The following is a 15,188-nucleotide window of genomic DNA, read 5'->3' as shown; positions in this document are numbered from 1 at the left end:
TCAAACGAGCGTTCATTTATAATGGCTTTCGGATAGCCCTCAGGTAACTCAAGTATTACCTGCACATCATGTCCGGGGGGAAGCCATTCCTGATCCGGCGAACAGGAGGACATATGAAAATTCGTCTTGATAGTATCTTTGCCATTATCATCGGTTCTGCCATTATGGGATTTGGTATTAATGCGTTCAACATTCCCAACCATTTAGCTGAGGGCGGTATCACTGGTATCAGTATTTTGATCAAGCTGCTAGTTCCATCTGTGGATCAGGGGGTCGTCTTCTTCGTCCTAAACGTACCGTTATTTTTTCTAGGCTGGAAAATTCTTGGACGAACTTCTTTTTTCTACACGATTTTGGGAACGGTTTCACTCTCCGTCTTCTTATCCTTGTTTGATGGAGTTCTTCCGCTTCAAATGAAGGATCGCTTGCTCGCCTCCCTCTATGCCGGGGTAGCTGTCGGAGTCGGTTTAGGGATTATTTTCCGTTACGGCGGGACAACCGGCGGTGTGGACATCATTGCCAGACTGCTTCAGAAATACATGGGTATCAGTATGGGGAGGACGTTGTTTTTCGGAGACATCTTGGTCATTGGGGCGTCCCTCGTCTATTTGAATCTGGAAAGCGCCATGTACACACTTGTCGTCGTCTTTATCGCAGCACGTGTCATCGACTTTTTCCAAGATGGGGCATATGCCGGCAAAGCACTGACGATCATTTCCAACGAAGCGGACAAGATTGCCAATCAAATCCTTGAATTCGGTCGTGGTGTTACCCTTTTAGCAGGAAAAGGCGCCTACTCTGGTGATGAAAAGAAAGTAATCTATGTGGTTATCAGCCGCAACGAAGTGATGCGTTTTAAAAATATCGTGCAAGAAATTGACCCGCATGCCTTTGTCATCGTCAACGATGTTCATGAGGTACTCGGAGAAGGCTTTACTCTAGACGAAAACAAGAAACCGCTTCACGACTAGCACGAAGCAGAACAGCAAAAAACCCTTGCCTTTTCGTACAGGCAAGGGTTTTTGCATCCATTAAGTCGAACGGATTTCTCCGTCATATTTCTTCCACGCCACATAAGACAAGGCCATGATCAATGCAATCGAAATCGAGGCGAGAATGACAATAGGTGAATCTGGACGCATCATTAAGCGAGCAAACGTACTCTTTTCTTCTCCCACAAAAGCCACTTGAAAAGAGCTGTTCAATTCTCGCAATGCCTCTCGTACTAGTTGCCAATCTACCTGGCTGTTTCGCATCTCTTTGGATATGATATCGTACGCAACCGTAATCGAGGACATTTGCCCCTCTGGGAGCTGAATACTCATCCCCGGCTTAATGGCCAAAAATAATCGGTAATTCTCATCGAACTGTTCGCGAAACTGACTGAAATTCCGATCAACAGCCGATAGCTGCAGGTTTTGGACCTGCGTTACGAGAGAAGGATAGTAGCTACGCCACATCGGCTGGTGATCATGCGTCAGAGCATCTATGGCGATACGGACCCGCGTGGCATGCCACAGCAATTGCTGTTCACTTGCGTTTGCGGAAGCAAAGCTTTGCTTGGCTGCCAGTATGGACTGTGTCACTGCATTCAGACTCTCAATTCGTATCGGATTGGGCAAATGCTGGTTCGGGAATCGTTCTGCCAGCTGTACAATGCGCTGCTCTGCCCCTTCAAGATCTCCCTTTTTTGCATACGTCAGTAACTCATGCGCAATTTGATCCAATGCGGCCAACTGCTTTTCTTCTATCGGTTGATTCAGCTTCGAGTACAAATTATGAATGGGCCACGACAAGAACAACCCGATCATGAGAAAGAATAATAAAAACCGGATGTTTTTCTTCAACGCAAATAACCTCCTTCCCTAGTACAGCCTATGGAAAGGAGGACAAGATTAGACCTTATTTGTCGTATACTTCATATTCACCCACCAGATCACCGAGATCGAGATCAGACTGAGAAGAACCGTAAACAAACCGACGAAGCCTTCATACGGATCCAGTACACTCGGCAGCCACGGATGGATGTCCATGACGTAATCGAGAAAATCATTATTTAGTGTCCACAGCGCAGCGATTCCCACCGGCAGAAGACTTAGCTTGTAAAAACGCGCATACAAAACAGATTCCACAGCCATGCCGGTGTGGGAAATGATTAGCATCACGTCTGTCCAACGCACTTCATTGCCCATCATCCAACCAGCCACGATAATGCAGACGGCCCAGACACCGTACTTAAAATTGGTGATGCCAGCCAAAGCTTCCAGTACAGGAATGTGGCGACCCAACAAATAGGTAAGGAGTACAAGCGAAAAAAGTCCGCTACCTGTCGGGCTGTCTGGAACAAAAGGAATCAAATATGCTGGTGTCTCAGCTAATTGGTTACCGTACCAGATAAATCCATATATGGTTCCCAAAAAGTTGACGACGAACAGCGTCCAAAGAAACCACCTTTTGCCCAAAGATTGCCGAAACCACTCCCATATCCAGATCATCTATAATCGTCTCCCGCTGTGTACGCCGCTAACGAAAAAGCTGACCGCATTACCAGCCAGCTTTTCCCCTATTAGCTTATTTCAAGCCAGCCATGTATTCAGCTAGCTTTGCGATTTCTGCATCATCTTTGATCATACCGCCTGGCATTGCGCCTTTACCGTTCTTGATGACATCAGTAATCTTGGCTGCATCCAAAGTTGCACCGATTTTTTGGAGGTTTGGACCCATGCCGCCCTCCATGTTTTTACCATGGCATCCCATACAGCTTGTTTGCGCTTTCCAAAGCGCATCAGCTTTAAAGCTGGTGTCAGCTGGAGCAGGTGCAGTTGCACTTGATCCCTGTTTACCACCAGTTCCTTTACCTTTATCAGGGTGAGCCAGATGATATTCATGGTTTGCCGCCCAAGTCAGGTAGAAAATACCAACGAGTGCCGTCAGCATCAAGCCTGTAGCAACTGGACGTTTGCTAGGACGACGCTCTTTGCTGGTATCCAGCCAAGGTGCCAGCATCAGTGCACCAAATGCGATACCTGGAATAACAACGATTCCAAGAACGACCCAATCCCCTGCAGCCCATGGATATTTCAGCAATTGATACAGGAACAAGAAGTACCAGTCTGGCAACGGAATGAATGAAGTATCATTCGGGTTTGCTTTGTCTGTCAACGGCGACGGATGTGAAACCGTCAACACGAGGAAGCCAACTAAGCAAACGGCTGCCACCATCCACTCTTTCAACAGGAAGTTTGGCCAAAACGGCTCGTTTTTACCTGGAAAGTCGGAGTAGGATGGAGAAATGTTTGGGATACGCTTCGCCGATACTCGGGAATCTCCGACGAAGGTAGCATCTTTATCTTGTTTTGCCATGCTATTTCCTCCTTTTTTCGAAGACCGATTATAGTGGACCCGAGATACCTTGCGAACGGATCATAACAAAGTGAGCTCCCAACAGTCCAAGCAGTGCGCCTGGCAGGAAGAACACGTGAATCGCGAAGAAGCGAGTAAGCGTTTGCGCACCTAGAATGTCTCCACCTGTGAGCAATGTTTTCACATACGGACCGATAAATGGTACCGAGTCTGCGATCTGCACACCTACTTTGGTCGCAAAGTATGCGGTGTTATCCCAAGGCAACAGGTAACCTGTGAAACCGAGGCCCAGCATAACGAAGAAAATCAGTACGCCGACTACCCAGTTCAATTCACGAGGCTTTTTGTATGCACCTGTAAAGAATACACGCAAAGTATGTAGGAACATCATCACGATTACCAAGCTCGCGCCCCAGTGATGCATACCGCGTACGATTACCCCGAACGCTACTTCGTTCTGCAGGTACTTAACGGATTCGTAAGCATTGATAACGTCTGGTACATAGTACATCGTCAAGAACATACCAGACAAGATTTGAATAACGGTAATAAAGAACGTAAGTCCACCAAAGCAGTAAACAAAAGCTGAAAAATGATGTGCCGGGTTCACGTGCTCAGGTACTTCGTGGTCAGCCAAGTCACGCCACATCGGAGTGATGTTTAAGCGCTCATCGACCCAATCATACATTTTTTGCATCATGTTAGCCGTTCACCCCCGGACGAGGATTTGCTTTTACTTTACCTAAATACAATTTTCCATCTTTGACTTCTGTCTCATACTCATCCAGAGAGGCCGTCGGTGGCGTTCCCAAAATGTGCTCGCCATTGATCGAATAACGACCCATGTGGCAAGGACAGAAGTACTCATTTGGTTGTCCTGGGCCAGTTCCCCAGTCAACCGTACACCCTAAGTGCTTACAGATCGGGGACAGAGCAAGAATCTCACCCTTGTCGTTCTTGGTAACCCATGCAGTAAGTGTAGATTCTGACTCATACCAACCGTCCTTGGTATGGACCTTGAATTCTACGCGTTTTGGCACGGCACTAAACTCATCCGGACTGCCGACAGCTACTTTATCTCCACCTGCATGTCCTTGCAGAAGGGGGTCTACCGCAAAGCGAATCATTGGGGTGATCATTCCCGCAGCAAGGAATCCGCCAGTTCCCATCAGGGCGTAGTTCAAAAATGTACGCCTGGAAATTTCGCGTTTGTCTCCCATATCTTTTTTCCCTCCTTATCCTGTAAAATAGCGCTACGATGGCATTTTCATACATATACACTAGGTCAATCCCAATCATAGCTAACGCCTATAAAGATGTCAAGAATGTCCAGTGGACATGTCTTTACCCAAACGATGTGTGACAGGATATTGTTGCCAGATTGTCAAATTTATGACCTTGCCCCACCCAATTTTCTGTAGTATTACCGGAAAACGCTTTCTCTATTGCGTCTCTTTTTTTAGTCAAAACGATTATCCTCGTCCGGTTTGCCACAACTTGATGACCTCTTTGTATAGCACATCCACGGTCACTTCGAAACGCAAAGAAGATTCCAGGTCTTCATCCCCTACCAATAAAGTCAACACGCCTTCTTCCGTTCGTTCCTTTAATTGAATCTGTTCTCCCCGAAAATGAAGCAGTACTTTATAGGGGAATTCCGCCGGTGTTCGTTGTTCCAGCTGCTCTTCTCCTATTTGATAGCTTAACGGAAATAGCAATACGCGTCCCTTCAGTCGCTGCTCAATCCCCGCCGCTACATTTAATAAGTAGTTCATGCGTACAACATGCTCTTCTACTTTTCTGTCCGAGTTGTACAAATAAAGAGGGAGCAGCGCGGTATCCACAAAGGACCGCAACTCCTCCCAGTTTTCAAAATCGTTCAAGTTCCACTGCATAGAGCTGTCTCCTCATTTCCTTGTTCATTTCTGGAAACAAGCGTACCATGAATGGTTGGAGACTCGCAATAACGCATACGATTATGTATTTAGGCTTGCTCGTAAGCCATGATTTCTTTTAATTCGTCTGTTAAGCGCAAAAACAATTCTTTGTTCTTCGATGCAAGAGCCTCATCAATCTCCTGGATTAGCGTGCGCTTGCGATATTGACGCATTTGCTCATCGATCACCATTTCAGATAGCAAACCGGAAACCATTTGATTGTTCGTTCCGTACGCGTTGGAATAGAAATTCGGCCACTCCATACCCATCCCTCACTTCAATAAAATAGTCGTTTCGGTAAAACCATTGTATTTTCGAAGCCAAGTCTGGCTCGCATACGTTGCGGTGTATAACCACTGCCCCTGTTCGTCTTGTCCGACGCGCAACAATCCTAGATGGACCATCATTTTGCATACCCGATTCACCAAGATATCTGTAGGCGAATCGTAGTAAAACTCTTTCATCCAATGGAGTAGCGTGTCCATCAGCGATTGCTGACTTACCCATCCACCCGACGCGATCAACGGAATGAGCTGAACCAGCATCGGCAAGTTCGGGACAGCCCGCTTGTACAGCCTCATCCAGAAGCGAATGACATCATGGTACAATTGATCGTTATACGGTTGCTCCAGTCGCTCCCTACCCGCTTCCGTTACTGCTACCTTGCCGTCCACTTCTACAATCCATCGGTGATAGTAGCAGAAATCGTAGAGCAAAGAAAAACGGTCAGGGTATAAATCAAAATGCAGCCCGTACCCAAAACGCCATTTTTGCGGCAAAAGCGGCTCTTCTTTTACGTACAAAAATTGAAAAAGCTGCTGCTGATGACGCTTGTACATGCCACCTTCTGCGGTTAGCGGTACTGGCTCCTGCTGGAGAAATTGTAAAAATTGCATGATATCATCACAGAGTGCTGTTCCCTCATCCCTATAAGCTTGCGGACCGGGATGAAGCAATGCGTTTGAATCACGCCATTTTGTCAGCCACGCTTGCAAGTACGGCTCACGGATGTCCAGCGGAATTTGATACTGCCCTATGGTTTTACTTTTCGCCGGAAAAATCCATCCTCGCTTCATTGCTGCTGCGACAAACTTCCGTCCTTCCTCCTGCTTTTTTTCCTTTTCACACTCCAGTGCCACCCCGGCTTTCGCCAACAAATCCTCAAGCGACATGACCGTACGCTTGTCCAGGAACAATTGGAGCAAAAAATGGGTTTCTGCACTGCTCAGCTGCTCAACTGCTTGAGAGATTGTCAACTTGTGCCTCAAGCTAGACAACAGTGACGTAATCAATTCGTTTTTGGAATGAGGGTTGCATTCGCATCCGTAATGGTTGGCAATCTGATGGAGCTGCCGGATATCGGTGTACACCAAGATCTCAGCCAAGTTCATCTGTGCATCCCTTCTTTACGATGGCTTACTTGTCTCTCATTCTTGCCAAAATGCGGAAAAATAAACAGGAAGCCACCGAAGTGACTTCCTGTTTGTCGATTTTTTATTGCTCCTCTTCGGATTCATGGTCCCACTGGTCGTGAAGCTGTTGGTATTCTTTCGCTTCCTCATAGCGCCCGGCTTGAGTCAAAAGAGCGATCAGCCTGCGGATTTGATCCAAATCGAACCCTGACAACGATACATATTGCTTTAGGGCCTCAATAGCTGCTTCTGTTTTCCCCATCGAAAGATTCACATCTGCAGCTAATGGGTACGCAGCCACATACTCCTCGTCAACCGCTTGCAAGCTGCTGACCAATTCGGCTGCTTCATCCAGTCGTCCTACGTGGAATGCCATCAGTGCACATCCGTAGAGTACTTCTGGCGAACGATCCATGACCAGCGCCTGACGGAATACTTGGTAAGCCTGTTCGAATTGACCGCTTTGAGCGTACGAGCGCCCCTTTGTCAAAAGCATGGACAGACTTTCATCCCCAGCTTGTTCCAGGAGCTTCATTGCTTTCTCGTCATCTCCAATGCGGAAATACAAGTTACCCAGCGCTGCCATAATATCTTGGTTATCTGGCTCCTTCAGTCTTGCTTGCTCCAAATATTTGACCGCTACTTCATCTAAATCTTGTAGGGAATACAGATCCGCAAGCAACAAGTCCAACTGGATGCTTTCAAAGCCAGATTCTTTGCATTCATAGAGAAGATGTTGCGCCGTCTCAAAATCACTGGAATCCAAAGCAATCTCTGCTAGCAGCAGTTGGCATTCTCTGCGCAAAGAGGAATCCATTTGCGGATTTTTGCCCATGACATCTGTCAACAATTGACTCGCCTCTTCCAAATGACCGAGTCGATACCAGACCTCCGCCAAATACATCATGACATCCGGCAAATCCTTTCCATGCTCCTGAACCTTTTGCAGAGCGGTCAAGCCCAACTCCACTTCATCGTTTTCAATCCGCTTGATCGCTTCGTCTATGACATACAGCCACTTTTTCGGCATTTCTTTCACCTCATATGTATTTTGCGTGGCCTTGTTGCTCTAAGCGCTTGTTGAACAACCACTCTAATAAAATAGCCACAAAAGACCGTCCGAAGACGGTCTTTTCTTTTACTCTTGATCATATACCATTATGCTCGCGTTAGCCAGCTCATTGTAAGAACTGTAATAAGGATTCCAAAAATACTAAGCACAATGCTGTAATTCGGCTTGGCTAAATCAGTAGAAGTCGGCTTTCCATCGAGCGGTACGATCGATGCAGTAGCATGTTCCAGTGAATCACCTTGCGACGTATACGGCTGTGCTTCTACCACGTATGTACCGTCGTCTGTTTGCATGGAAGAAGAAATGACTTGCGCCTTTGGCGTGTTAATCTCCATGACTTCTCCGTTAATAACGAGAGAATTCGCATGCTCCGTGGTACTTGTATTCACATATAAAGTGAATGAAAAGACCATGAGCAACAAAACCGCTACACTCGCACCCATGCGTCGCATTCTCGCTGTCACGCTGAAAATTTTTCTGCCGATCGGGATCGCCCACTGCTCTTCCGATAAAATACGGGCCATCACCGCGTCTACAATGGAACGTGATGGAGTTACAGAATGATATTCTTCTTTATCCATTTCCATCCACTCACCACTGTCCGACCAAATCTCATAGTCGGAACGACAGGCATAGCATGCTGCCATATGGTGATCAACCCGACGTTGGGTCACCTCAGGCAACAGATTTTCGGCGTATTCAGGCAGCATTTCCTGAACTTCTTCACATCTCATCATCGATTCATCCCTTCAGCTTCATCCAAATGAGGGTCCAGGATGTAGTTTTCCAACTGTCCACGAATACTTTGCCGCGCTCGAAACAGTAGAGACTTCACAGAGCTCACTGTTAAATCCAGAATCGTAGCGATTTCTGTGTAATCCATTTGTTCGTACTCGCGTAATATCAGTGCTGAGCGTTGCTTCTCTGGTAGACTGTTGATTGCCAGTCTTACCATGCTCTCCCGTTCATTCCGGAGCAAAACTTGCTCAGGCAGTGTCTTGGGAGATGCCATAGGCACTTGCAACGTATCATCCAGATACACATCAGAATTGCGACTCTTGCGCAATTCACTGAGTACGGAGTTGCGTGCAATCGTATAGAGCCAGGTGGAGAATGTAGCTTCTACATCTCGGAAAGAATGAATGCTCTTATACGCCTTGTAAAACGTCTCCTGACATATATCCTCCGCTATATGCTCTAAATGTGCCTGACGCAAAAGATGAGTGACAAATGAGAGGATCTTTTTTTCATATCGACGAATCAGTTCAGCATAGCATTCCAGATTACCTTCTTTAATCTCTCGGATAAGCTGGGAATCGGTCATGATCAGGATTACCTCCTTGCGATTCCGATCCCTCAGCGGCCTTTTGCATAATTAGACTGCTGGGGATGTAAAAAGTTGCGCGACCTTACGATTCTTTTTCTCGTGTGTCTGCTGGAAACCATTCACGAAAAAACCCCCAACCGGGGTTATATGACATAAGCGTAGGGCTTCGTGTCGAATAAACACTTACCCATACCAATCAAAGGGATAAATCGCATATTTCGATATATCCATTTACCGTTCGACATAACAGATGTTGGAAGATGCATTTCACTAAAATTGAGAATAGTGGAAAGATCATTCTTTGTCAACCAGTTTTCCTTTTTCAGGAAAACGATATCAGCGTCTGCGCCAGTTGTCAAGCTTCCTTTTCGCGGATACAGTCCAATTGCTTTTGCGACATTTGTCGAAGTGAGCCTGACTAGCAAGCAAAGCAATTCTTCAGGCGTACACCAGTTCTTTCGTGTATCAATCTGCACATCGTGAATCGGAGATGCTACTTGCCAACTCCCAAACCATTGACGATGTAATTGACGAAGACCTTGATCCGTCACTTCAGCAGGTAAACGAAAGATATGCAGGAACGGATCATTTTCTTCAAAATGAAAGGCCGCTTGAGAATCAGTGATGACTGTGCGTAATCGCCAATAACGAGTAGCCTCCATCCAAATCTGTCTAATGAGTTCCCGTTGTTCTTTTTTCAAAAACGGATCATTCTGTACCTGCATGTGCAGGATCGTATGTTTAGACGTATGAAGTTGCAAAAGCGTTTCCCATTTTATTGTGGAAATTTCTTCTGGATTTCGAATCGTGACATGAAACGAAGAATAGCCATGGTTCATCCACTCCGCTAAGCGGTCACCGTGAAGATCAGCGACATCGATTTCCACATGCCAAACATAATCCAACAAACTGTTGAAGTGCTGGGTTTGTTGATAGTGAATTTGCGGTCTGCTCATCCAACGCTCTGGCTGGAAGACGTCCACCAGGCTTGTACATCCCGAGCTGATGAGATTTCGCATGGCTTCTATATAAACATCTACATCTTTGATTTTATACAACGAATGTGTCGGGAGTGCGACGAAACCGGGCAAAAGATACATACCGGTAGCATCTATTTCTTCATATGAATCGTTGAAGGGGTTTTTCGTCAAGGTATCTTTAGCCATTCGTACAATTTTCCCATGACGAATCCAAATATCTACTTCTTTCATTCCTAGTGCTGTGACAATCGTTCCCCCACGTATGACCGTCCCTTGCTCCAGCATAGCTCGTCCCCCTCCCGTTTCTCATGCACATACTACCCTTGTACGAGCATATGCACAGAAAGGGGAAAAAGTACTAATGAAGATCAAACCGCTTTTTAAACAAAAAAAAGACCGCCGTTGATGTAAGCGCATTCAAACGACGGTAGCACACACGTGCTTTCTTATATTGGATAGGAGTGGAGAGAAACCATACTGTAGTTTTATAATAAACGGAATGTAAGCGCTTGTCAAATCATTTTTGCTAAAATTCGGAACGCTTTGTCCTCCCCCAAAAAAAGAAGCCTGCTACCTTATAAAGGCACAGACTTCTCTTTCATTTTTTCTTATTGGCTGATTTTCACAAGCAAGCCATGGAAGCCAGGGAACGATACATCAATCGCATCATCATTTTCGATGGTCGTCTCTCCCTCGGCAACGAGACCCGCAATCGCCATCGCCATGCCGATTCGGTGATCCCCCATGCTATCTATGACAGCCCCTGTCAATCCTGTTTTTCCTTCGATGATCATTCCGTCATCTGTAGCTGTCACCCTAGCGCCGAATTTGGACAGTTGACTAACCACTGTGGCAATACGGTCTGTCTCCTTTACTTTCAGCTCTTCCGCATCACGGATAACGGTTTGACCTTTGGCCTGCGTTGCCATGACCGCAATCACCGGAATTTCGTCAATCAGGCGTGGAATGATATCTCCAGCAATTTCAATACCGTGCAGCTCCGAATGTGTCACGAGGAGGTCTGCAACCGGCTCTTCATTTACGACTCGCTCATTCAAAAGCTCCAGACTTCCCCCCATCGCCTTGACAACATCAATAATGCCCGTGCGGCTTGGGTTAATTCCGACATTTTCAATGAGAAGAGAGCTGCCTGGTACAACCATTACAGCCGCAATTAAAAAGGCAGCGGAAGAAATGTCACCGGGAACAGAAATGGCACGGCCCTTCAGCTCTTGTCCGCCTTCTACTGAAACGGTCAAGCCATCACGCACAACTTGTACACCAAATGCTTGCAGCATACGCTCCGTATGATCGCGGGATAAATGCGGCTCTGTTACACTCGTCACGCCTTTTGCCTGCAACCCTGCCAACATAATCGCTGACTTCACTTGTGCACTCGCAACGGGGGATTGATACGCGAACCCTTGAAGCTCCCCACCTCGAATGGATAACGGTGTGTATTCGCCGTCTTTTCTTCCATCGATTTTGGCGCCCATTTGACGGAGCGGTCCGATCACACGACGCATTGGTCTTTTGGCAATGGACTCATCGCCTTCCATCACCACATGGAAAGGCTGTGTTGCCATGATCCCTGCCATTAAACGAATGGTCGTACCGGAGTTCCCTACATCCAAATGTTGAGACGGTTCCTGCAAGCCATACCAGCCTTTTCCTTGTACGGTTACGGCATCTCCTTGTTGTTCAATCTCAATCCCCATCCGACGAAAGCAGCTAATCGTGCTCAAGCAATCGGCACCCGGCAAAAAGCCTTCAATGGTTGTGGTTCCTTCTGCTAGAGCTCCTAACATAACTGCACGATGGGAAATGGATTTATCTCCTGGCACGCGAACGGTACCTTTGATTTGTTTGGCTTGTTGTACGCGAAGCATTTCTTCCACTCCTTTTCTCTCTCACGCTCTCCAGAACGCCAGTCGCACTGTGAAGCGTCTTCGTTGTAAAGTGTGTTTGCATAAAAAAACTTATGTGCGCTTGTATACATTGTAATCGAAAAAGCGAAGAACTTCCTCTCCCTTTTCCAACTCTTGTTGCGAATGGAACGTAATGCGTAGCACCCCATAAATGTCTTCTCGTGTCTCTCTGATTTGGAGATTCGTGATGTTGATTTCTCTTGCTCCCAATAGTGTCGTAATTCGTCCGATTTCACCCGGGTTGTCAGGGATATCGATATACAAATCGTTCAAAGGAGGCAATGCACCCGTTTTGCGCTCAGGCAAGCTGTCGCGGAATTCTCGTGCCGTTTTGAAGAAATGCTCGATTCCTTCTGGATCTCCCTGTTCTACAAGGTGAACGACATCTTCCAATGCGTTTGCCCAATCTTTTGCGATTTTCAGGATCGGATCACGGTTTTGCAGCAAAATGTCACGCCACATCTGAGGGTTGCTCGATGCAATGCGCGTAATATCACGGAAGCCACCAGCAGCAAGCGTAGCATGCCAAGCATTTTCCTCGTCGTACCCTGCCACCAGATTGACCAGAGCAGAAGCGAGAATATGCGGGAAATGGCTGACTGCACCCACGACCTGATCATGTGAATCCGCGGCCATTTGCACGACTTTTGCGCGAGTCAGTGTAAGTAGTTCAGACAATTGCTTTACTTTTTCTTCAGGTGTTCCCGGCGCTGGTGTCAAAACATAATAGGCGTTTTCCATAAGACGGTCAGAAGCAGCTTCCACGCCGGATTTATGCGAGCCAGCCATCGGATGTCCACCAATAAACGTGACATGATCGGGAATGACATCCACCGCTTGTCTCACAATACCTGCTTTTGTACTGCCAACATCCGTAATGATCACACCAGGCTGCAGATCCATTTCCACTAACGAGCGAATGGTCGCAACGATTTGCTCTACAGGTGATGCGAGGAAAATGACATTTGCTTCTCGAACTGCAGTCTGCAAATCAGTTGTGCCAGCATGAATGACACCAAGAGTCAGTGCTTTATCCAAACAATCCTGACGTAAATCGTAGCCGACTACCCGAATATTTGGATCACGTCGCATAGACAGCGCGATTGAGCCGCCGATCAACCCGACGCCGATTACAGTAATGGTGGTTCTTTTCATCTCCACTCTCTATCCTTCCTACATCTCTCTTAGACAAAGATGCCGAGGCATGCCCGGCATCTTCGTTCTTTATTTCAATGCTCCAGTCACGATTTCTTTTAATACAGAAAGAATCTTATCATTTTGCTCTTTGGTCCCGATGGTAATACGTTGAAAACCTGGGAAGCCTAGCGCATTACCAGAGCGAACGATGATGCCTTGAGAGAGCAGCTTCTTAAATACTTCATCGGAATCCCTTTTCAAATCAACCAAGATAAAGTTGGTCTGAGATGGATAGTAGGAAATTCCCCACTCGTCAAAGGAATCGGTAAACTGCTTCATGCCTTCACGGTTACGATCGCGGCATGTTTGCACAAATTCCTGGTCTTTTAACGCCGCACGTGCTGCTACTTGGCCAAGTGTGCCTGTATTAAACGGCTCACGCACATGTTCCAAAGAGGAAATGAGCTCCTCTGACGCGACCCCGTAGCCGATACGAAGAGCAGCCAGACCGTAGATTTTAGAGAACGTACGCAAAATAATCAGGTTCGGATACTCAGCGAGCATCGGTACTGTTTGTGGATACTCTGGATCCACCACATACTCGTAGTAAGCCTCATCCAATACGACCAGCACATTTTGGGGAACCTTTTTCAGAAAAGCTTCCAACTCGGATGTTGTTACAATCGTCCCAGATGGATTGTTCGGGTTACACACCCATACGACCTTCGTCTGTTCGTTGATGGCAGCCGCCATCGCTTCGAGATCGTGAACGCCATCTTTCAACGGCACCTCAATCAAGTCTGCTCCTTCAATAATCCCATTTGAGCGATATTGCGAGAACGTTTGCGTCGCCATGACTGCATTTGTTCCTTCGCCCAAAAAAGCACGAGAGATCATCAACAGAATTTCATCAGACCCGTTGCCGAAAAACAATTGACCTGGTTTGACTCCGAGGAAGTCAGCAAGATCCCAGCGTAGATTAAGGCTTGCACCGTCTGGATATAGGGCCAAATTGTCCAACTGTTCCGCAATGGCGGCTTTAGCCTTCGGTGAGGAACCAAAAGGATTTTCGTTGGACGCCAGCTTGATGACTTCGGTCAAACCAAATTCACGTTTAACGTCATCAATGGGCTTGCCAGGTTGATATACCGGGGCATTGAGTATGCGTTGTTTCGGTTGCATCCACGTTCACTCCAGTCACATTTTTCCCACTATTGTAGCGCACTGGCTAACTGATGTACAAAGGTTTTTATTTTTTCTACTGCTTCTGGCATCTGTTTTGGATCTTTCAGCTGCTCAGCATGTTCCTCGATCAGCTGTACAATGGCACTTCCCACAATGACACCATTTGTATGGGGTGCTACTGCTCGTACCTGATCCGGCGTGGATATTCCGAAGCCTACCGCTGTAGGAACCGATGTACTAGCCTTTACTCGTTCCAGAAAATCTGCCAAATCCTCTCGCAGGTCGACACGGGCACCCGTCACACCGAGCGACGATACACAATAAAGAAATCCGGTTGCTTGCGCTCCAATCGTATTGATTCTGGAACTAGAAGTTGGTGCCACCAGCGAAATGACATGAATGCCATTCTGTTGTGCTGCGGTTACTACTGGACCGTTTTCCTCAATCGGCAAATCAGGAACGACAACACCGTCAGCACCATAGGCAGCGAGATCGGCAAAAAAGCGCTCGATGCCATATTGTAAAACCGGATTGAAGTAGGTGAACAGGACGATGGAAGCCTCCATACCTGATTCGCGAAGCCTTTTGACCAAGTGCAAAGCATCCCCGATCGTCACGCCATTTTTCAGCGCGCGTTCTGAAGCCCGTTGTATCGTTGGGCCATCTGCCAAAGGATCGGAGTAAGGGACGCCGAGCTCGATGAGATCTGCTCCTGCTTCGACCATCGCTTTTACGAGATGAAAGGTTGCTTCTATTGAAGGATCGCCTACCGTTAGAAATGGGATGAATCGTTTGCGATCACGATCCGCGAATAATTGATCGATTCTGTTAAGAGCTGTCGTCATGA

General features: G+C 46.9%; 17 protein-coding genes. 1 reads left to right on the top strand and 16 read right to left on the bottom strand.

Translation table 11 applies throughout. The features are described 5' to 3' along the window. The first annotated feature begins 113 nt into the window (after positions 1 to 113). A complete protein-coding gene (locus tag HP398_RS01415; RefSeq protein ID WP_017248139.1) occupies positions 114 to 971 on the top strand; it encodes a YitT family protein in 858 nt (285 codons plus the stop codon). A gap of 60 nt (positions 972 to 1,031) precedes the next feature. Here HP398_RS01415 and HP398_RS01410 read toward each other — a convergent pair whose 3' ends face one another. The 16 genes from HP398_RS01410 to trpA form a co-directional block, all read right to left on the bottom strand. Next, entirely contained in the window at positions 1,032 to 1,847 is an 816-nt protein-coding gene (locus HP398_RS01410) for a sporulation protein YpjB (protein WP_017248138.1), read from the bottom strand. A gap of 48 nt (positions 1,848 to 1,895) precedes the next feature. After that, the gene (locus tag HP398_RS01405) at positions 1,896 to 2,495 is read right to left on the bottom strand and encodes a DUF1405 domain-containing protein (protein ID WP_017248137.1); all 600 of its coding nucleotides are present in this window, start codon (positions 2,493 to 2,495) and stop codon (positions 1,896 to 1,898) included. 76 nt (positions 2,496 to 2,571) lie between these two features. Further along, complete coding sequence (locus HP398_RS01400; RefSeq protein ID WP_017248136.1) at positions 2,572 to 3,363, bottom strand: menaquinol-cytochrome c reductase cytochrome b/c subunit; 792 nt, start codon at positions 3,361 to 3,363, stop codon at positions 2,572 to 2,574. Positions 3,364 to 3,391: 28 nt separating this feature from the next. After that, positions 3,392 to 4,063, bottom strand: a complete 672-nt coding sequence (qcrB, locus tag HP398_RS01395; protein ID WP_012686173.1) for a menaquinol-cytochrome c reductase cytochrome b subunit — start codon at positions 4,061 to 4,063, stop codon at positions 3,392 to 3,394. Position 4,064: 1 nt separating this feature from the next. Further along, positions 4,065 to 4,583 (bottom strand): Rieske (2Fe-2S) protein, encoded by a 519-nt coding sequence (locus tag HP398_RS01390; protein ID WP_007716590.1) that lies wholly within the window; start codon positions 4,581 to 4,583, stop codon positions 4,065 to 4,067. Positions 4,584 to 4,835: 252 nt separating this feature from the next. After that, positions 4,836 to 5,258: a DUF2487 family protein gene (locus HP398_RS01385; protein ID WP_017248135.1), complete on the bottom strand. Its 423-nt coding sequence runs from the start codon at positions 5,256 to 5,258 to the stop codon at positions 4,836 to 4,838. A gap of 89 nt (positions 5,259 to 5,347) precedes the next feature. Next, positions 5,348 to 5,563, bottom strand: coding sequence for an IDEAL domain-containing protein (locus HP398_RS01380; protein ID WP_007716588.1), 216 nt, complete (start codon positions 5,561 to 5,563; stop codon positions 5,348 to 5,350). Between the two features lie 9 nt (positions 5,564 to 5,572). After that, the gene (locus HP398_RS01375; RefSeq protein ID WP_017248134.1) at positions 5,573 to 6,691 is read right to left on the bottom strand and encodes a hypothetical protein; all 1,119 of its coding nucleotides are present in this window, start codon (positions 6,689 to 6,691) and stop codon (positions 5,573 to 5,575) included. Between the two features lie 103 nt (positions 6,692 to 6,794). Next, positions 6,795 to 7,742, bottom strand: a complete 948-nt coding sequence (locus tag HP398_RS01370) for a tetratricopeptide repeat protein (RefSeq protein WP_017248133.1) — start codon at positions 7,740 to 7,742, stop codon at positions 6,795 to 6,797. A gap of 128 nt (positions 7,743 to 7,870) precedes the next feature. Then, positions 7,871 to 8,521: a zf-HC2 domain-containing protein gene (locus tag HP398_RS01365; RefSeq protein ID WP_017248132.1), complete on the bottom strand. Its 651-nt coding sequence runs from the start codon at positions 8,519 to 8,521 to the stop codon at positions 7,871 to 7,873. Then, on the bottom strand, positions 8,518 to 9,108 hold the full coding sequence (locus HP398_RS01360) for an RNA polymerase sigma factor (protein ID WP_007716581.1): 591 nt from the start codon (positions 9,106 to 9,108) through the stop codon (positions 8,518 to 8,520). The genes HP398_RS01365 and HP398_RS01360 overlap by 4 nt, the downstream gene beginning before the upstream one ends. Positions 9,109 to 9,254: 146 nt before the next feature. Then, positions 9,255 to 10,376, bottom strand: a complete 1,122-nt coding sequence (locus HP398_RS01355) for an amidohydrolase family protein (RefSeq protein ID WP_017248131.1) — start codon at positions 10,374 to 10,376, stop codon at positions 9,255 to 9,257. A 323-nt stretch (positions 10,377 to 10,699) separates the two neighbouring features. Then, on the bottom strand, positions 10,700 to 11,980 hold the full coding sequence (aroA, locus tag HP398_RS01350) for a 3-phosphoshikimate 1-carboxyvinyltransferase (protein ID WP_173621611.1): 1,281 nt from the start codon (positions 11,978 to 11,980) through the stop codon (positions 10,700 to 10,702). A gap of 90 nt (positions 11,981 to 12,070) precedes the next feature. Further along, on the bottom strand, positions 12,071 to 13,174 hold the full coding sequence (locus HP398_RS01345) for a prephenate dehydrogenase (protein WP_173621610.1): 1,104 nt from the start codon (positions 13,172 to 13,174) through the stop codon (positions 12,071 to 12,073). Positions 13,175 to 13,243: 69 nt separating this feature from the next. Next, entirely contained in the window at positions 13,244 to 14,338 is a 1,095-nt protein-coding gene (hisC, locus tag HP398_RS01340; protein WP_017248128.1) for a histidinol-phosphate transaminase, read from the bottom strand. Positions 14,339 to 14,367: 29 nt separating this feature from the next. Beyond that, entirely contained in the window at positions 14,368 to 15,186 is an 819-nt protein-coding gene (trpA, locus tag HP398_RS01335) for a tryptophan synthase subunit alpha (protein ID WP_173621609.1), read from the bottom strand. Between the last annotated feature and the right edge of the window lie 2 nt (positions 15,187 to 15,188).

Source organism: Brevibacillus sp. HB1.4B (genome assembly GCF_013284285.1).
GTDB lineage: Bacteria > Bacillota > Bacilli > Brevibacillales > Brevibacillaceae > Brevibacillus > Brevibacillus porteri.
The sequence above is the reverse complement of the archived record's forward strand: the minus strand, read 5'-3'. Positions and strand labels throughout refer to the sequence as shown.